The sequence below is a fragment of the Zunongwangia sp. HGR-M22 genome, from assembly GCF_027594425.1.
Classification (GTDB): Bacteria; Bacteroidota; Bacteroidia; order Flavobacteriales; family Flavobacteriaceae; genus Zunongwangia.
The window spans coordinates 2,640,362-2,658,920 of sequence record NZ_CP115159.1; the positions used below are offsets into that span (position 1 = coordinate 2,640,362).

The window sequence follows — 18,559 nt, forward strand, 5'->3', positions numbered from 1 at the left end:
CAATTGGCAGGATTTTTTTTATTTTTAGATTTATTTTATTTCTTCGGAATATTCTTTAAAACTTCTAAGGTGAAATCCCAGAATTTTTGAGTCGAAGAAATACTTGCTCTTTCATCTGGTGAGTGCGCTCCTCTAATGGTTGGCCCAAAAGAAATCATATCCATCTCAGGATAGTGATTTCCAATAATTCCACACTCTAATCCTGCATGGCAAGCTGCAATATCGGCTTTCTCACCGTTCTGCTTTTGATAAATTTCATCTAAAACTTTAAGAATTTCAGAATTTGGATTTGGTGCCCAACCTGGATATTCTCCAGATTGCTTCACCTTGAATTTTGCTAATTCAAAACTTGCCTGAAGACTATGTGCAAGGTCGCTCTTAACAGACTCTACAGAGGATCTGGTAAGACATTTTACTTTCGCTTTCCCATTAGCTACAACAACATTGGCGATATTGTTAGAGGCTTCAACTAAACCTTCAATATCAGGACTCATTCTATAAACACCATTATGTGCGGAAGCGACAGCTTTAATAATTTCCATTTGATCTTCTACCTTCATTACATCACCGCTAACCTCAGCTTCAGAAATACTAATATCCATATTAGGTTCAAGACTGGCATATTCTTTTTTAATTTCTCCAATCCATACTAACATTTGCTGTACAAATACATTAGTATCTTCTTTATCGACCACTACAAGAGCTTCACTTTCCCGAGGAATTGCATTTCTTAAACCACCACCTTGTAATTTAGAAATTCTTAACCCAAAATCACGATAAGCAGTATATAACAATCTTGCCATTAATTTATTGGCATTGGCCAAACCTTTTATGATATCCATACCAGAATGGCCACCTTGCAATCCTTTAACAACTATTTTATATCCTACAGAGTTTTCTGGGTTGTTTTCTTGTTCATATTCACGCAAAGCAGTAATATCTACACCTCCGGCACATCCTATACCAATTTCATTATCCTCTTCAGTATCCAGATTCAGTAAAATATCTCCTTTCAACAACTCTGGTGATAAACCTTTAGCACCTGTCATTCCGGTTTCTTCGTCTATAGTAAAAAGTGCTTCAATAGCTGGATGGGCTATATATTCGCTTTCCAAAATAGCCATGATCGTAGCTACACCCAAACCATTATCAGCTCCTAGGGTTGTACCATCGGCCTTTACCCAATCACCATCAACATGCATTTTGATTCCCTGCGTATCAAAATCAAAATTTGTATCATTATTTTTTTGATGCACCATATCTAAATGAGACTGTAACACCACCATCTTGCGATCTTCAAAACCTTGAGTAGCAGCTTTACGAATCACTACATTTCCGGTTTCATCAACCAGCGTTTCTAAGCCTAAATTTTCGCCGAAATCTTTAATAAATTCTATTACCCTTTCTTCTTTTTTTGAAGCTCTTGGAACTGCATTTAAATCTGCAAAATTACTCCATAGCGCTTTGGGTTGTAAATCCCTTATCTCATCATTCATTGTTCTATTTTTTGATGTATTTTCAAAATTAACGCTATTTAATTGAGAATTAAAGAGAAGAACTATAATTCTATCTTAATTTGAAGGGAAAAATAAATAAGCTATTCTCAAAAGCCATTTTTAGCTATTTTATGCTGAAAAATAGTTATTTCAAAATTCTATAATCTTGACTAAGAATCAAAATTCCGCATAGCACATACCGGCAATAGATAATATACTATTTATGAGATTAAAATTTTACAATTAAAATCCTATTTTTGGGAGTGTGAAAAATAAGCCTCAAATACTACTCGCCATCCTATTGCCTTTTCAGATTATAATAATCAATCTTTTAAAAGGTCACGAACTTTTTGTAGAAAGTTGGTATAGTCGCGGAATTTATCCATTTCTATCCAAAATTATGAGATGGTCGTTGGGAATACTTCCTTTTTCTTTTGGAGACCTGGTATATGCTATTTTAGTCATATTTCTTATCAGGTGGTTAATAAAACGAATACAAACGCGCTTCCAAAAACCTAAAAGATGGATTACAGATGCATTAGCCACACTTTCTATTATTTATTTTTGTTTCCATTTGTTTTGGGGATTCAATTATTATCGACTTCCGCTGCACGAATCTTTAGATATCGATAATGAATATTCTACGGAAGAATTAGTTCTTCTTACTGAAAAATTGATTGAAGAATCGAATAAAATTCATCTTGAAATTACCGAAGATGACTCCGCCAAAGTTGATATTCCTTATTCTAAAGCTGAAATTTTTGATATAACCGTTGAAGGCTATGATCATATTGAAAATGATTTTCCTCAACTTTCGTACACTGGGAGAAGCTTAAAGCGTTCTATATTCAGCCTACCTTTAACTTATATGGGATTTAATGGGTACTTAAACCCATTTACCGGTGAATCTCAGGTAAACACAACCATTGTACCCTTTAAAATACCAACCACCGCCAGCCACGAAATTGGTCACCAACTAGGATTTGCTAAAGAAAACGAAGCCAATTTTATTGCCTGTTTGGTCACCATAAACCATCCAGATACATACTTTAGATATTGTGGTTTCACCTTTGCATTACGCTATTGTCTTGCTGAACTTTTTAGAAGAGATCAAGAACGCTGTGAAGAAATGATAAAATTATTGAATCCAGGAATTTTAAAAAATTACCAGGAAGTAGAAAGTTTTTGGCTGCAACATGAAAATCCTTTAGAACCATTATTTCAAGCATTTTACAATCGTTTTCTAATTGTGAATAATCAGCAAGACGGCTTAAGAAGCTATAGTTATGTAGTGGCTTTACTTGTAAATTATTATGAAGATGTAGAAAATGCTTTCTAATAAGTTAAGGGTTTGTTTATTTTTTCTTAATTTTCTGCTTTTTAAAAAATCAACCTAAATTTTAACCAAACCCCTAACATTTATGAAATACAAATTTCTACTATGTTTCCTGTTTTTGGGCTTTACAAGTCTATTTGCCCAAGAATATTTCCCCACAAATTCGGGAGTCAAAACTACCAATACCAACTACACTGTTTTTAAAAATGCAAATATTCATGTAGACCCCACCTCTACTATCAAAAACGGAATGTTTGCTATCCAAAACGGAAAAATCACCGCTGTAGGCAAATCGATTAATACTCCTAAAAATAGTGTGGTTATCGATTTAAAAGGAAAAGATGTTTATGCATCTTTTATAGATCTTTATAGTGAATTTGGAATTGAAAAACCTAAAGGAGAATCTGGTCGTCGATCAGGTCAATATGAACCAACAAGAGAAGGTTATTATTGGAACGACCATATTAGACCTGAACAAAATGCTGCTAAAAGTTTTAGATACGATGCCAAAGAAGCTACAAAATATCATAACGGCGGTTTTGGTGTTGTAAACACACATATTCCAGACGGAATAATTCGAGGTAATGGTATTCTTGTTGCTTTAAATCCAAAAGGAACTGAAGGTGACCGTATTCTCGAGGATCGCTCTGCACAGTATTTTTCTTTTGATAAAAGTGTAAAATCCAATCAATCTTACCCATCTTCAGTTATGGGTGTAATGGCATTAATCAGACAAGCTTATTATGATGCTGAATGGTACGCCAATGGACAAGCTAATAATAAAGATCTAGCTCTCGAAGCTTTAAACAGAAATAAAAATCTGACGCAAATATTCGCTACAGATAATCTTTTAAACGAATTAAGAGCCGATAAAGTTGGTGATGAATTCGGAGTTCAGTTTGTCATTCTTGGTAGCGGTTATGAGTACGAGAAATTAGAGGAAATAAAGCAGACAGATGCAACTTATTTGGTTCCTTTAACTTTTCCGGCAGCATACGATGTAGAAGATCTAAACATGGCAGAATATGTAAGCCTTGCAGATATGAAACGCTGGAACCAAGCACCGGCAAACTTAAAAATGTTAGCCGATGCTAAGGTACCATTTACCATCACAACCAAAGGTTTAGATCCAGCAAAAGAATTTAAAGAAAATCTCCTTAAAGCTATAGAATATGGACTTCCCAAGGAAGATGCATTAGCTGCGCTTACTACTACTCCTGCTAAAGTTATTGGTCAATCTGGCAAATTAGGTGAGATTAAAGAAGGCGCATTAGCTAACTTTATTATTACTTCTGGTGACTTTTTTGAAAAAGATTCAAAAATCTTCGAAAATTGGATTCAGGGAGAAAAAACAGTCATCAACACAATGAATACTACAGATATTACCGGAAAGTATGAGTTGGATTTAGACGGAAAAGAATATATCCTTAGTATAAGCGGTTCTTCAGATAAGCCAAATGCCACAATAGAGACTAATAATTTGAAGCTGGGCAGTAAACTTAGTTTTGAAGATAACTGGATGAATGTATTAATATCTTCACCAGATACTACAAAAACTGAATTTATTAGATTAACTGCAAAAGTAGATTCTAGTTCAGATGATATTAAAGGAAAGGCAGTTCTGGCTAACGGCGACACAACTTCGTTTACAGCTACTAAGCAAGCAGCTAACGAAGAAGAAAGCGAGAAAAAGAAAAAAGAAAAAGATACTGAAAACCCAGAAGTTTTACCCGTAAGTTTCCCAAATCAAGCATATGGTTTTGCGCAGATGCCAGAAGCAGAAAATATCCTTTTCAAAAATGCGACTGTTTGGACCAATGAAGAACAGGGAATTATGGAAAATGCCGATGTTCTTGTAAAAAAAGGCAAAATCGCTAAAGTAGGAAAAGATTTAAAAGCCGGTGGCGCTACGGTTATCGATGCTACAGGAAAACATCTTACTTCAGGCATTGTAGACGAGCACTCTCATATCGCAGCGTCTTCAATTAACGAAGGAGGACATAATTCTTCTGCCGAAGTAAGTATGGAAGATGTGATCGATCCTTCAGATATTGCAATTTATCGTGATTTGGCCGGTGGTGTAACAACGGTACAACTTCTCCACGGCTCTGCAAACCCTATTGGTGGTCGTTCAGCCATTTTAAGACTGAAATGGGGCGCTTCTGCAGAAGAAATGATTTTCGATAACTCGCCAAAGTTTATAAAATTCGCCTTAGGAGAAAATGTAAAACAATCGAATTGGGGAAGCGGAAACAGATTTCCAGTAACCAGAATGGGAGTTGAACAAGTGTACAAAGATTACTTTGGTCGCGCTAAAGATTACATGGATAACAAAGCTAAAAATCCAGATTCTTACCGAAAAGATTTAGAAATGGAAACCCTTGCTGAAATTCTAAGAGATGAGCGTTTTATTTCTTGCCACTCCTATGTGCAAAGCGAAATAAATATGCTAATAAGCGTAGCCGACAGTATGGATTTTAGAATAAATACTTTTACACATATTCTTGAAGGTTACAAGCTTGCCGATAAAATGGCCGAGCGTAATATTGGGGGATCAACGTTCTCAGATTGGTGGGCTTACAAATATGAAGTAGAAGACGCTATTCCTTATAATGCTGCCATTATGCACAGCCAGGGCGTAACTGTCGCTATAAATAGTGATGATGCTGAAATGAGCCGTCGTTTAAATCAGGAAGCTGCAAAGACCATGAAGTATGGCGGAGTTTCTGAAGAAGAAGCCTGGAAATTTGTAACACTAAATCCTGCAAAACTGCTTCATTTAGATGACCAGATTGGAAGTATTAAAGAAGGAAAAGATGCCGATTTGGTGCTTTGGAATAATCACCCGCTTTCTGTTTACGCTAAACCTGAAAAAACAATGATTCAAGGTGTAGTCTATTTTGATATTGAGCGTGATAAGGAAATGCGTAAAGAAATTCAGAAACAAAAAAGTGAATTAATCACTCAAATGCTTCAGGCAAAAAACAAAGGCATGAAAACACAGCCAGTTGTTAAGAAAGATAAAGTTGAAGCGCATTGTGACACTATGGGAACAATCCAATAAAAAATTCAGAAAATGAAATTATTTAATATAACATTTATACTAGCATTTATTTCTGTCTTAGGATTAAATGCGCAACAAATGCCCGCCAAAAAGCAATCTGAAGCAGTTAGCATAGTAGGCGCTACAGCTCATATTGGAAATGGAAAAGTGATTGAAAAAAGTTTGATCATTTTTGAAGATGGAAAAATAACTAAAGTTGGTGATGCATCTACGGCAGCTTCCCAAGCAAAAGGCATGATTATTAATGCTGAAGGAAAACATGTATACCCAGGTTTCATTGCGCCAAATGCTAGTTTGGGTTTAGTTGAAATTGATGCAGTTAAAGCTACAGACGATGAAGACGAAATTGGAGAAATGTTGCCGCATATTCGAAGTTTGATTGCTTACAACGCAGAAAGTCAGGTAACCGAAACCATGCGTCCTAATGGAGTTCTTATGGGACAAATTGCACCCAGAGGAGGATTTATTTCGGGAACATCATCAATTGTACAATTTGATGCCTGGAATTGGGAAGATGCTGCAATAAAGACAGATGATGGTTTGCATATTAACTGGCCTAACAGTGTTCGTCGTGGTCGCTGGTGGATGGGTGAAGATCCCAGTGTGAAACCTAGCAAAGAATATCAAGATGATATCAACAAATTAAAAAGTTTTTTTGCTGAAGCTAAAGCGTATCTAGCAGGTGACCAGAAAGAAAATAATCTTCCTTATTTAGCTATGGAAACTGTTTTTACCTGCGATAAAAAAGTGTATGTACATGTAAATGGCGAAAAGGAAATATTAGATGTTATCGCTTTTAAAAAAGCTGAAGAACTTGATAATCTTGTAATCGTTGGTGCCTATGATGCACTAAATATTGCAGAAGAGCTAAAAGAAAATAACATCCCAGTATTGACCGGAAGACCACACAGTCTGCCAAATCAAGATGGTGACGATTATGATTTACCTTATAAACTGGCAGCCGAACTAACTAAAAAAGGCGTGCTCGTAGGAATTGAAGGTAGCGGTGATATGGAACGTATGAATTCTAGAAACCTACCTTTCTACGCTGGTACAGCCGTAGCTTTTGGTTTAGATAAAGAAGAAGCGCTAAAGCTAATTACCAGCAATACTGCAAAAATATTAGGAATAGACGGTTTGGCAGGAACTTTAGAAGAAGGTAAAGACGCGACACTTTTTATAAGTGAAGGTGATGCTTTAGATATGAGAACAAATAAGCTTACCGATGCTTTTATTCAGGGTAGAAAAATTAGCCTGGAAACACGCCAAACAAAGCTTTGGAAACGATATATGCAAAAATACGAAAGACAGGAAGCTAGTAAATAAACTTTCTAATTTCGAGAATTAAACTAAAAAGCTGCCTTCAAAAAGGGCAGCTTTTTTTAGTATTTTCGCATTATGAATACAGAAATTTCGAGCACTCAAAATAAAAGAATTAAAAATCTTATACAGCTTCAGGAAAAATCCAGAAATCGTAGAAAGGAAGGGAAATTTGTGGTTGAAGGTTTACGGGAAACCGGACTCGCCATTCAGGGAGATTTTAATCTTTTGGAAGTTTATTTTTGTCCCGATTTTTTTTCTGAAAATGAATTTAAATCTATACCGAATTTCGAGAATTCTAATGCCGAGATCATAGAAATTTCTACTGAAGTTTATGAAAAATTAGCTTACCGCTCTACTACAGAAGGTTTAATTGCAGTATTTGCTTCAAAAGAAAACAGTCTCAAAACACTTAATTTCAGCAAAAATAATCCACTTATTTTAGTTGCTGAAGCTCCAGAAAAACCTGGAAATATAGGTGCTATTCTAAGGACTGCCGATGCTGCGAATATCGATGCAGTATTAATCGCTAATCCAAAAACCGATCTTTATAATCCTAATATCATAAGATCTAGCGTTGGTTGCGTGTTCACTAACACTATAGCTACGGGAACTACAGCTGAAATTATCGATTTTCTTCAGAAACAAAATATCGCTATTTACGCGGCGGCATTGCAGGCTTCAGAAATTTATACTAAAATGGATTTCACCCAAGCTTCTGCCATTGTCGTTGGCACTGAAGCAACCGGACTAAACCAGGAATGGCGCGATGCGGCAAAGCAAAACATCATTATCCCAATGAGTGGCGCGATCGATAGCATGAATGTTTCAGTGGCTGCGGGAATTCTTATTTTCGAGGCTAAAAGACAACGATCATTTTTGTAGATTCGGCATTTAATTTGCTTTTCAATTTTTAAAATTCTCAATTTGAATCCTGAAACTTTATTTTACATTATTGTCGCTATAATTTTAGCCGATTTTATTTTTGATAAGATCCTGGATACCTTAAACGCTAAGCATTTTAACGATCCAATTCCGCCAGAATTAGCTGATGTTTACGACAAGGAAGAATACGAAAAGTCGCAGCGTTATAAAAAAGAGCGCTATAAATTCGGAATATTGACTTCAGGATTTTCGTTAATCCTAACTTTAGGCTTTCTTTTTTGGGATGGCTTTGAATATGTAGATAATATTGCTCGTGCATTTTCTAATAATGAAATTGTAATTGCGCTTATTTTCTTTGGTATTATAATGATTGGGAGCGACATACTTACCACGCCGTTCTCCTACTACTCTACTTTTGTAATCGAAGAAAAATATGGCTTTAATAAAACTTCAAAATCGACATTTTTTGTAGATAAAATTAAAGGTTGGCTTTTAATGGCAATTCTAGGTGGCGGAATTTTAGCACTTATTGTTTGGTTTTATCAATTTTCAGGTTCATATTTTTGGTGGTACGCCTGGATTTTGATAGCTGTATTTTCCATATTTCTGAATATGTTTTATGCCAAACTTGTTGTGCCTTTATTCAATAAGCAAAGTCCGCTTGAAGATGGATCATTAAGAACCAAAATTGAAAACTACGCTAAAAGTGTAGGTTTTAAATTAGATAATATTTTTATTATCGATGGCTCTAAGCGAAGCACTAAAGCTAACGCTTATTTTTCTGGTTTTGGAAGTGAGAAACGAATTACGCTTTTTGACACTTTAGTGAACGATTTAGAAGAAGAAGAAATTGTTGCGGTATTGGCGCATGAAGTTGGTCATTATAAAAAGAAACATATCATTTTTAATTTAATTGCTTCAGTACTTACCACAGGTTTTACACTTTGGTTACTGAGTTTGTTTGTTGGAAATCCGATTTTATCACAGGCCCTAGGCGTAGAAACACCAAGTTTTCATATTGGATTAATCGCCTTCGGAATTTTATACAGTCCAATTTCAGAAATTACCGGACTTTTAATGAATCTGATTTCCAGAAAATTTGAATATCAAGCCGATAATTACGCAAAACATACTTATAATTCAGAAAATCTTATTAGCAGTTTAAAGAAACTCAGTAAAAATAGTTTAAGCAATTTAACTCCGCATAAAACTTATGTGTTTTGGCATTATTCACATCCTAGTCTTTTACAACGCTACAAAAATTTGATGAATTAGTTTTGGTTGCCAAGAGAAAAGAGATAAGAGATAAGAGATAAGAGAATTTGAAAAATTTAATAAGCTTAAAATAATTGAGAAAAAAGCTGAGTTAAATGCTGAAAATCAATATTTGATATTTTAGTTAATTTTAATTGATTACTGTTTATTGCTAATTGATTATTGTTTACGTATTTTTATTTTATGACAGAGGCATTTATAGAAAAAGAAAATAAAGAAATTGCTCAGCAGTATAAAGAATTGCTGAGAATAAGCTACCAAACGCTTACCGACGAGGACAAAAAACTTATACGGGCAGCGTTTGATACGGCTGTAGATGCACATAAAGATCAGCGTAGAAAATCTGGTGAAGCTTATATTTTTCATCCTATAAGTGTAGCTAAAATTGTAGCTTCAGAAATTGGGTTGGATGCCACCTCTATTGCTGCTGCCCTATTGCACGATGTTGTAGAAGATACCTCGTACACATTAGACGATCTGGAAAGAATGTTTGGCGAAACGGTGGCGAAAATTGTAGACGGCTTAACTAAAATTTCCAGTCTTAAAAAGGATAAAGACGTATCGCTACAGGCAGAGAATTTTAGGAAAATGCTGCTTACCCTTAATGATGATATTCGTGTAATTATCATCAAAATTGCAGACCGCTTGCACAATATGCAGACGATGGATGCAATGCGCAGGGATAAGCAAATTAAAATTGCTTCTGAAACCTTATATATTTATGCGCCACTTGCCCATAGAATAGGACTTTATAATGTAAAAACAGAACTTGAAGATCTAGGTTTAAAATATACAGAACCTGAAGTTTATCAAGACATTTTCACAAAAATAAAGGAAAGTAAGGAAGAGCAGGACGCATATATTAATGAATTTACCAGAGTAATACAAGATTCCTTAGATAAGGAAAATATGGATTATGATATTAAGGGAAGACCAAAATCTATCTTTTCCATTCGTCGTAAAATGAGCAAACAAAACATCAGTTTTGATGAAGTTTACGACAAATTTGCGATCCGAATTATTTATAGAAGTGATAAAGAAAATGAGAAGTTTTTAGCTTGGAAAATATATTCGGTAGTTACAGATCATTTTCGCCCCAACCCTACCCGCTTAAGAGATTGGATTTCGTCACCAAAATCTACCGGTTACGAAGCTTTGCATATTACAGTTATGGGTCCCAAAGGACGATGGGTAGAAGTACAGATTCGTAGTGAACGTATGCATGAAATTGCTGAAAAAGGCTATGCTGCACATTATAAATATAAGAATGCCGGCGAAAAAGAAGAACAGGGAATTGAAGAGTGGTTAAACCGCCTTCAGGAAGTATTGGAAAATCAAACCGTTAATGCGGTAGATTTTGTAGAGCAATTCAAATTAAATCTTTATTCCAAAGAAATATTTGTCTTTACACCTCAGGGAGATTTAAAATCTTTACCTAAAGGCTCAACCCCTTTAGACTTTGCTTTTAGCATCCATACCGAGGTTGGCACTCATACTCGAGGAGCAAGAGTTAATAATAAACTTGTACCATTAAGCCACGTTTTAAAAAGTGGTGATCAGGTAGAAATAATTACTTCAGAAAACGCAAAACCTAATGTAAACTGGTTAGACTACGCCACTACGGCCAGAGCCAGAGCGAAAATAAAATCTTCCTTAAAGGATGAAAAAACGGTTATTGCCGAAGATGGAAAAGCGATTTTAACGAGAAAATTAAAAGCTCAAAAAATACCGTTTAATGAAAATACAGTAAACGAACTTGTTGCTCATTTTCATCTTAAAACAAGCTTGGATCTATTTTATCGTGTAGGTATTGGAAAAATCGATAACCAGTCACTTAAAGAATTTGCATCTTCTCGTAGCAATGCTTTAGTAAGTTACATAAAAAGGAAAATAAGTAAGAAACCTGAAGTTAATCAAGACCTTAATAAAGATGAAATTACCGCTAATTACGATCAGCTTGTTTTTGGAAAAGAAGAAGATGAATTAGAATATAAACTGGCGAATTGTTGTAATCCTATACCGGGTGATGATGTTTTTGGTTTTGTAACGGTAAATGAAGGGATTAAGGTGCACAAAATGGATTGCCCAAATGCTATTCAGCTACAAAGTAATTATGCTTATCGCATAATTCAGGCTAAATGGGTAGATTCCTCACAACAAGATTTTAAAGCGGTAATTAAACTTAACGGTATAGATAATATTGGTTTAGTAAGCGATGTGACCAGGGAAATCTCCAGTAACATGCATGTTAATATGAAGAATATTAATTTTGAAAGTGATGATGGGATTTTTAACGGTCGTATCACAGTAGTTGTTAAGAACAATGCTACATTAATCAAAATTATAGACCGACTGAAAAAAATTAACGGGATAGATAAGGTTACCCGTGAATAATCGCATACCTTTGTGCGGCAGCAAAAAATTATGAGTAAAAAAGTTGTAAATAAAAACGATCAGGCAGTAGTTAAAAACGTATTCACCAAGTATTTGGAGGAAAAAGGGCACAGAAAAACCCCAGAACGTTTTGCCATTCTGCAAGAAATCTACGATAGTGATGAGCATTTTGATATTGAATCTTTATATATCAAAATGAAAAATAAAAAGTACCGTGTTAGTAGAGCTACACTGTATAATACAATCGAACTTTTATTAGGATGCGGCTTGGTGCGCAAACATCAGTTTGGGCAAAACCAGGCACAATACGAAAAATCTTATTTTGATAGACAACACGATCATATTATTCTTACCGATACCGGTGAGGTGATCGAATTTTGCGATCCTCGCATTCAATCTATTAAGCAAACAATAGAAGAAGTGTTTGATATAGAAATAAACAAACATTCTTTATATTTTTACGGCAATAAAAAAACAACCAATTAAGTATAATTTTCATGGCGGTAGATTTACTACTCGGGCTTCAATGGGGCGACGAAGGCAAAGGAAAAATTGTTGACGTTTTTACCTCTAAATATGATATTATTGCACGCTTTCAAGGCGGGCCAAATGCGGGCCACACTTTAGAATTCGACGGGCAAAAACATGTTTTACATACTATCCCATCAGGAATTTTTCACGACAACACCATCAACCTTGTTGGTAACGGAGTGGTAATTGATCCTGTAATCTTTAAAAAAGAACTGGACAACCTGGCTAAACATAATGTAGATTATAAATCTAAATTAGTAATTTCCAGAAAAGCCCATCTTATTTTACCAACTCATCGTTTACTAGATGCAGCTTCTGAAGCTTCTAAAGGTAAAGCCAAGATTGGTTCTACTTTAAAAGGTATTGGTCCAACTTACATGGACAAAACCGGAAGAAATGGTATACGTGTTGGTGATTTAGAATTAGATGATTTTAAAGATCGTTATCAAGCACTTGTAGATAAGCATGTAAAAATGATTGATTTTTATGATGCCGATGTGCAATTCGATCTTGCTGAATTAGAAAAAGAATTCTTTGAGGCTATCAAAACATTAAAATCACTTCAGTTTATCGATAGTGAAGAATTTTTACAACAAGCACAGGCTGAAGGTAAAACCGTTCTTGCTGAAGGTGCTCAAGGTTCTCTTTTAGATATCGATTTTGGAACTTACCCATATGTAACTTCATCTAATACTACTGCTGCAGGTGCCTGTACAGGACTTGGAGTATCTCCAAGACAAATAGGCGAAGCATTTGGTATTTTTAAGGCATACACTACTCGTGTTGGAAGTGGACCATTCCCAACTGAACTTTTTGATGAAGACGGTGAAACAATGGGACGTGTTGGTAACGAATTTGGAGCAACAACCGGTAGACGCAGACGTTGTGGATGGTTAGATCTTGTTGCACTAAAATATGCGGTACAAGTTAATGGCATTACTCAACTTATCATGATGAAAGGTGATGTTTTAAGTGGATTTAATACGCTGAAAGTTTGTACAGCTTATAAGTATCGCGGAGAAGAAATTAAACATCTTCCTTATAACATAGAAGAGCAAAATATTTCTCCTATATATACTGAACTAAAAGGTTGGGAAGCCGATTTAACAGGAATGACCGAAGCGTCGCAACTTCCAAAAGAATTTAACGACTACGTTGATTTCTTAGAGAAAGAATTGAATGTACCAATTTCTGTAGTTTCTGTGGGACCTGATAGAACCCAGACGATACAAAGAAAATAACAATCGAAATTATCGATTTTTGGATATAAAAAAAAGGCTGTTTTTCAACAGCCTTTTTTTTATATAATTTTTTCAAAAGATTACTAATCTTCTTCTGGTACAATGAATGTTCCTGCAATTGCATTTACTTCTCCCATCGTTAATGGTTCATCAAAAGCTGCACTTACAGCTGCATCGCCACCAAAGTCATTAAACATTCCAGAAAGATCAACTCCTCCTTGCACTAAATTAGCTTCTGAATTTGGAGTACCATCTTCATCTGTATCTACGCCTTGATAGATTCCTGCAAATGGTGCTGGCAATGTATTTTCAGCATTAACGATCCAACCTTTTTCTCCTCTCATCCTTCTTACCTGTGAAGCATGACGAGCTTCAATTGAGTGAATCTGTAAAGCATACTTCAATAGATCATTACTATTAATAAGTGCGCCCGCCTGTCCCTTGTAGGCTCTTACACCAGTATCTTCAAATCCTTGTGCTAATGCCATAAATGTTGCATAATTGCTAAAAGTATCAAGTGCTAAACCACCTGGAGCTCCAGTAAAATCGAAAGAGGGTTCCGGAATAGCATCTTCTCCTAAAGCACCAACAAGAAAGTCTACATGATCATCCTCATGCTTAGAGATTTGACCAAAAACATCTCTATCTGCTTCGGGTATTAATCCATTTGTATCTAGAGCCATTTGATAGAAATTTCTTTCTAAATACTCTAAAGTTAGGGCGAAATTAAGTACATCTGTCGGAGAGGCTTGAAATGCAGCGGAAGCCATATTCATTGTAGCAGCTTTTGTTTTATTGCTAGTTGCTGCTAAACCAAATGGAATTGATGCTAAAGCTGCACCTTTTCCTAAATTTTTCATTCGATTAAAGGTATCTTTCCTCGAACCTTTTGCATTAAGAACGTCCTCATTGGACAATTTATCTAATAATTTTAATAAACTCATAATTTTGTTTTTTTAGTTTGGTGATTACTCAGTTGGTAAATTATCAGCAGTAAATGATGTTTGAACAACACCTAATCCTACTACAGCAGAAAGTACATCACCTGGAGGTGTCGCCTTATCGTATGCTGCTTCAGAATCACCAATACTAACTAATACACCATCTCTTGCAAAAGCAGTAGAACCTGGATCTAATAAATCTGCGATTGCGGATGCATGTCTTGCTTCTACCGATACGATTTTACCAGCCAACAATAAATAATTAGGATTTTCTATTAAATTACCTGCTCCATTGTAAGCGCTTACACCGGTATCTTCTAATAATTGGGCTGTGGTAAGTACAGAATTTCTATCAGAAAAATCCACTGCTTCAGAAAAATCAAATTCTAATTCAGGCAATGTCATCTCCTCACCCGCAGCAGCAGTAATTGCTGTTTTGAAAAATTCTCTATGGATAACTTCATGATTTCTCAAATCGGTTAAAATTTCTTTTTCGTTGTCTTCTGCTCCACTAAAATAAGAACCGTTCAAAACTTCATTATAAAATGCTGCTTCCAATTGCTCTAAAGCATATGCATAATTTAAAATACCAACATCACCGCTACCTAGATCAAAAACTTCTGGATCTGGGTCTGGGTCTGGCTCCTCTCCCCCAGGATTAAAATCATCATCTTCGCTACATGCGTATAATAATGTTGATCCCGCAAAGGCTAAACCACTCATCTTAATAAATCTTCTTCTCGAATTCCCAGGTCCCTTATTGTCCTGAAAATCCACTTTTACAACTGGTTTTTTCATAATTTAATTTTATTAGTTATGCTAAACTTACGGAGGAGTTTGGCTTATGGTTTTTCTAAAAGAGTTAATATTTTATTAAACTGAAAATTTAAAACTTAAAAAATCCCAATTTTTAGAATATTTCACTACTCATTAAGTAATAATTTAGCAATGTTTAGCGTTGAAAATTTTCAATTTATCAGTTTCAAACCTTGTAATTATCAATTCAAGTCTTTTAAAACTATCTCATGAATTTCGCTATTTTTGCATAAACTTTTAATGTTGAAAAATTTCCTTCTTACCATATTTTTTCTTTTTAGCCTTATCCCATCCTACGCTCAGGAAACTGGTCGTAAAATTGATTATGAAAACGATAGGCAATATCGCGATGAAGAAAAATACCCTGGTGCCTTAGTAATGAGCAAAGTAACCAATCAGGTACATTTCACTCATCAGGGGATCGAAGTATGGTGTAACAATGCTGTTTTCTATGAAAGCGATAACTTTTTTAAGGCATACGGTGAAGTCCGTATGAAACAGGGAGACACCGTTAATATGAGTAGTGATTATGCTGAATATAATGGCAACACTCAATTTGCTTTTGCCAGTGGCCAAGTAAAAATGAAGAGACCGCAGACTACTTTAGAAACAGACACCCTATTTTTTGACCGATTAAAGCAAGAGGCTTACTATCGCAGTGGAGGAAAAGTAACCGATACCGCAAGTGTTCTTACCAGTACTATAGGAAGATATTATTTTGAAGAAGATAAATATACTTTCTTATTAGATGTTAAAATTACAAATCCAGATTATATCGTAAATTCAGATCATATTGATTTTTATTCTGATAGTGGTCACGCTTACCTCTACGGGCCTTCTACGATCGAAGGTGAAGAAAGCACCGTATATTGCGAACGTGGCTTCTACGACACCCGCGGTGACACTGGATACTTTGTAAAGAACTCAAAAATAGATTATGATAATCGAACGGTATTAGGTGATAGCTTGTATTTTGACAGGAATACCAGTTTTGCTTCAGCAACAAATAATATCGAAGTTATCGATACGACTAATAATAGCAAAGTCACCGGTCATTACGCCGAGGTCTATAGAGAAAAAGATTCTGTAATAATAACCAAATGGCCAGTTGCTGCCTCACTTCAGGATCAGGATTCGGCATTTATACACAGCGACACTTTACTAGTTACCGGCAAACCTGAGGATAGAATTATTCGAGGATTTTATGATGTTCGGTTATATAAAACTGACATGAGTGGTAAAAGTGATTCTATTTATGTAAATCAAAAACAAGGACTAACCAGACTTATTAATATCAATCCCGGAGAAAATAGCGCTACTAGTGTAAAAAGAAATCCTGTATTATGGTCGGGCTTAAGTCAGATGACGGGAGATACTATTGAAATTTTAAGCAATAAAGAAACAGAGCAATTAGATAGTCTTAAAGTTTTTAAAAATGCTTTTCTAATTAACAAAGATAGTATAGAAGGCTATAATCAAATTAAGGGGCAAGAATTAATTGGTTTGTTCGAAAATAACGAACTATACCGTGTAGATATCGATAAAAACACGGAAACGCTTTACTATAGCCGATCCGAAAACAAAGATCTTATTGGTATTAACAAAACACTTTCTAGCCGTATTGAAGTCTTTTTTAAAGAACAACAAATCCAAGATGTTTATTATTATAAAACTGTAGAAGGTACTTTAAAACCTGAAGAAAAAGTTCCCCAAAATACCAGAGAATTGCAAGGTTTTAATTGGCGAGGCGACGAAAGACTATTGAAAAAGCAGGATTTATTTAAAGGGAAAGAGTTGCCCAATTTGGTTCGAATTCAAGGTATACCACTGCCTTCCCAGGCAGAAGACTTTTTTGATGAACGTGAGGATGGTGACATGCTACTCAACGAAAACTCCAGATTGAAACCAGAGGACTTAAAAGATAAAGTACAGGATTCTATTCCATCCCTTAAAAATTTGACACCCCAACGTGTTCAAATAAAAACTGAAGAATCAGAAGATAAAAAAGCAGATAGCTTAAAAACAAAAAAATTGCCTACTACAATTGAATAAAGATTTTTTAAAATATCAGGCGCAAACTACACCCCATCCTTTGGGGTTAGAAGTAATAAAAGCTGAAGGCTCTTACATTTTCACCTTAGATGGACAGAAACATTTGGATTTTGTGGCGGGTGTTTCCGCTACAAGTTTGGGGCACTGCCATCCTGAAGTCATTAAAGCGATAAAAGAACAAGCTGACAAATATTTGCACGTAATGGTTTACGGCGAATATTCACAAGCTCCTGCGGTAGCATTCTCTAAGTTACTTGCCGATAATCTTCCGCAGCCATTAAAAAAAGTTTATTTAGTAAATTCTGGCACCGAAGCTATCGAAGGCTCCCTAAAACTTGCACGAAGAGCAACAGGAAGAACTCAATTAATTGCAGCCAAGAGCGCTTACCACGGTAACACCATGGGATCGCTGAGTTTAATGAATTTTGAAGAACGCCAGAAACCATTTAGACCTTTAATTGGCGATATCGACTTTATTGAATTCAATAATGAGCAAGATTTAAACGAAATTACAGAAAAAACAGCCGCAGTTATTTTAGAAACCATTCAGGGAGGCGGTGGATTTATTCAGCCAAAAGATCAATATTTAAAAAAAGTAAAATCACGTTGCGAAAAAGTTGGCGCCTTATTGATTTTGGATGAAATTCAGCCTGGTTTTGGCAGGACGGGAAAATTATTCGGCTTTCAAAATTACGACGTCGTTCCAGATATCATGGCAATTGGTAAGGGAATGGGCGGTGGTTTACCGGTAGGAGCTTTTGTAGCTTCAGAAAAATTGATGGATTTACTTTCAGACAATCCAAAAATGGGGCATATTACCACATTTGGTGGCAATCCATTGATTGCAGCAGCCTGTCATGCCACGCTAAAAACGATTCTGGAAACTGAATTAATGGCAGCAACCTTAGAAAAAGAAAAACGCTTTAGAGAATTATTAGTTCATCCATTAATTTCAGAAATAAGAGGAAAGGGATTAATGCTCGCGGCCATTGTAAAATCTGAAGAAATTGCCAATAAGATCATCCTAGATTGCAAAGAAAAAGGACTTATTTTATTCTGGCTGTTATTCGAGAAAAAAGCGTTAAGAATCACTCCGCCACTCACAATTTCTATGGAAGAAATTGAAGAAGGATGTGGCATTATAATTGAAGCTCTAAATAAAATAAAAACTAAAGCTTAAGTTGTTGATTACTTTGTTAACAACAATT

General features: G+C 35.4%; 13 protein-coding genes. 10 read left to right on the forward strand and 3 right to left on the reverse strand.

The window, feature by feature from the left end; all coding sequences use genetic code 11:
* Window positions 1–35 precede the first annotated feature (35 nt).
* Window positions 36–1,496 carry an aminoacyl-histidine dipeptidase gene (locus PBT91_RS11650; protein ID WP_270058635.1) on the reverse strand — a complete coding sequence of 487 codons (1,461 nt, stop codon included), beginning with the start codon at window positions 1,494–1,496 and terminating at the stop codon, window positions 36–38.
* 265 nt (window positions 1,497–1,761) lie between these two features.
* Here PBT91_RS11650 and PBT91_RS11655 point away from each other — a divergent pair, with 265 nt between their 5' ends.
* The 8 genes from PBT91_RS11655 (at window position 1,762) to PBT91_RS11690 (ending at window position 13,542) form a co-directional block, all read left to right on the forward strand.
* A complete protein-coding gene (locus PBT91_RS11655; protein WP_270058636.1) occupies window positions 1,762–2,835 on the forward strand; it encodes a DUF3810 domain-containing protein in 1,074 nt (357 codons plus the stop codon).
* Window positions 2,836–2,917: 82 nt separating this feature from the next.
* The gene (locus PBT91_RS11660; protein WP_270058637.1) at window positions 2,918–5,896 is read left to right on the forward strand and encodes an amidohydrolase family protein; all 2,979 of its coding nucleotides are present in this window, start codon (window positions 2,918–2,920) and stop codon (window positions 5,894–5,896) included.
* Between the two features lie 12 nt (window positions 5,897–5,908).
* A complete protein-coding gene (locus PBT91_RS11665; RefSeq protein WP_270058638.1) occupies window positions 5,909–7,222 on the forward strand; it encodes an amidohydrolase family protein in 1,314 nt (437 codons plus the stop codon).
* A 72-nt stretch (window positions 7,223–7,294) separates the two neighbouring features.
* On the forward strand, window positions 7,295–8,101 hold the full coding sequence (locus tag PBT91_RS11670; RefSeq protein WP_270058639.1) for a TrmH family RNA methyltransferase: 807 nt from the start codon (window positions 7,295–7,297) through the stop codon (window positions 8,099–8,101).
* A gap of 42 nt (window positions 8,102–8,143) precedes the next feature.
* Window positions 8,144–9,376 (forward strand): M48 family metallopeptidase, encoded by a 1,233-nt coding sequence (locus PBT91_RS11675; RefSeq protein WP_270058640.1) that lies wholly within the window; start codon window positions 8,144–8,146, stop codon window positions 9,374–9,376.
* Between the two features lie 183 nt (window positions 9,377–9,559).
* The gene (locus PBT91_RS11680; RefSeq protein ID WP_270058641.1) at window positions 9,560–11,770 is read left to right on the forward strand and encodes a RelA/SpoT family protein; all 2,211 of its coding nucleotides are present in this window, start codon (window positions 9,560–9,562) and stop codon (window positions 11,768–11,770) included.
* A gap of 30 nt (window positions 11,771–11,800) precedes the next feature.
* Window positions 11,801–12,256, forward strand: a complete 456-nt coding sequence (locus PBT91_RS11685; protein ID WP_270058642.1) for a Fur family transcriptional regulator — start codon at window positions 11,801–11,803, stop codon at window positions 12,254–12,256.
* A gap of 11 nt (window positions 12,257–12,267) precedes the next feature.
* Window positions 12,268–13,542: an adenylosuccinate synthase gene (locus PBT91_RS11690; protein WP_270058643.1), complete on the forward strand. Its 1,275-nt coding sequence runs from the start codon at window positions 12,268–12,270 to the stop codon at window positions 13,540–13,542.
* An 83-nt stretch (window positions 13,543–13,625) separates the two neighbouring features.
* On the opposite strand, the gene PBT91_RS11695 is transcribed toward PBT91_RS11690, so the two are convergent.
* Together PBT91_RS11695 and PBT91_RS11700 are read right to left on the reverse strand one after the other, a co-directional pair.
* Window positions 13,626–14,486: a ferritin-like domain-containing protein gene (locus tag PBT91_RS11695; RefSeq protein ID WP_270058644.1), complete on the reverse strand. Its 861-nt coding sequence runs from the start codon at window positions 14,484–14,486 to the stop codon at window positions 13,626–13,628.
* A gap of 24 nt (window positions 14,487–14,510) precedes the next feature.
* A complete protein-coding gene (locus tag PBT91_RS11700) occupies window positions 14,511–15,281 on the reverse strand; it encodes a ferritin-like domain-containing protein (protein WP_270058645.1) in 771 nt (256 codons plus the stop codon).
* 258 nt (window positions 15,282–15,539) lie between these two features.
* Here PBT91_RS11700 and PBT91_RS11705 point away from each other — a divergent pair, with 258 nt between their 5' ends.
* Window positions 15,540–17,351, forward strand: a complete 1,812-nt coding sequence (locus PBT91_RS11705) for an OstA-like protein (protein ID WP_270058646.1) — start codon at window positions 15,540–15,542, stop codon at window positions 17,349–17,351.
* Window positions 17,344–18,531, forward strand: coding sequence for an aspartate aminotransferase family protein (locus tag PBT91_RS11710; RefSeq protein WP_270058647.1), 1,188 nt, complete (start codon window positions 17,344–17,346; stop codon window positions 18,529–18,531). The genes PBT91_RS11705 and PBT91_RS11710 overlap by 8 nt, the downstream gene beginning before the upstream one ends.
* The last annotated feature ends 28 nt before the right edge of the window (window positions 18,532–18,559 follow it).

What these genes read in the sequence shown, in the direction of transcription:
- PBT91_RS11650 (WP_270058635.1), bottom strand. Translation starts at nt 1,496, where the DNA reads ATGAATGATGAGATAAGGGATTTACAACCCAAAGCGCTATGGAGTAAT.
- PBT91_RS11660 (WP_270058637.1), top strand. Translation starts at nt 2,918, where the DNA reads ATGAAATACAAATTTCTACTATGTTTCCTGTTTTTGGGCTTTACAAGT.
- PBT91_RS11665 (WP_270058638.1), top strand. Translation starts at nt 5,909, where the DNA reads ATGAAATTATTTAATATAACATTTATACTAGCATTTATTTCTGTCTTA.
- PBT91_RS11670 (WP_270058639.1), top strand. Translation starts at nt 7,295, where the DNA reads ATGAATACAGAAATTTCGAGCACTCAAAATAAAAGAATTAAAAATCTT.
- PBT91_RS11680 (WP_270058641.1), top strand. Translation starts at nt 9,560, where the DNA reads ATGACAGAGGCATTTATAGAAAAAGAAAATAAAGAAATTGCTCAGCAG.
- PBT91_RS11685 (WP_270058642.1), top strand. Translation starts at nt 11,801, where the DNA reads ATGAGTAAAAAAGTTGTAAATAAAAACGATCAGGCAGTAGTTAAAAAC.
- PBT91_RS11690 (WP_270058643.1), top strand. Translation starts at nt 12,268, where the DNA reads ATGGCGGTAGATTTACTACTCGGGCTTCAATGGGGCGACGAAGGCAAA.
- PBT91_RS11695 (WP_270058644.1), bottom strand. Translation starts at nt 14,486, where the DNA reads ATGAGTTTATTAAAATTATTAGATAAATTGTCCAATGAGGACGTTCTT.
- PBT91_RS11700 (WP_270058645.1), bottom strand. Translation starts at nt 15,281, where the DNA reads ATGAAAAAACCAGTTGTAAAAGTGGATTTTCAGGACAATAAGGGACCT.
- PBT91_RS11705 (WP_270058646.1), top strand. Translation starts at nt 15,540, where the DNA reads ATGTTGAAAAATTTCCTTCTTACCATATTTTTTCTTTTTAGCCTTATC.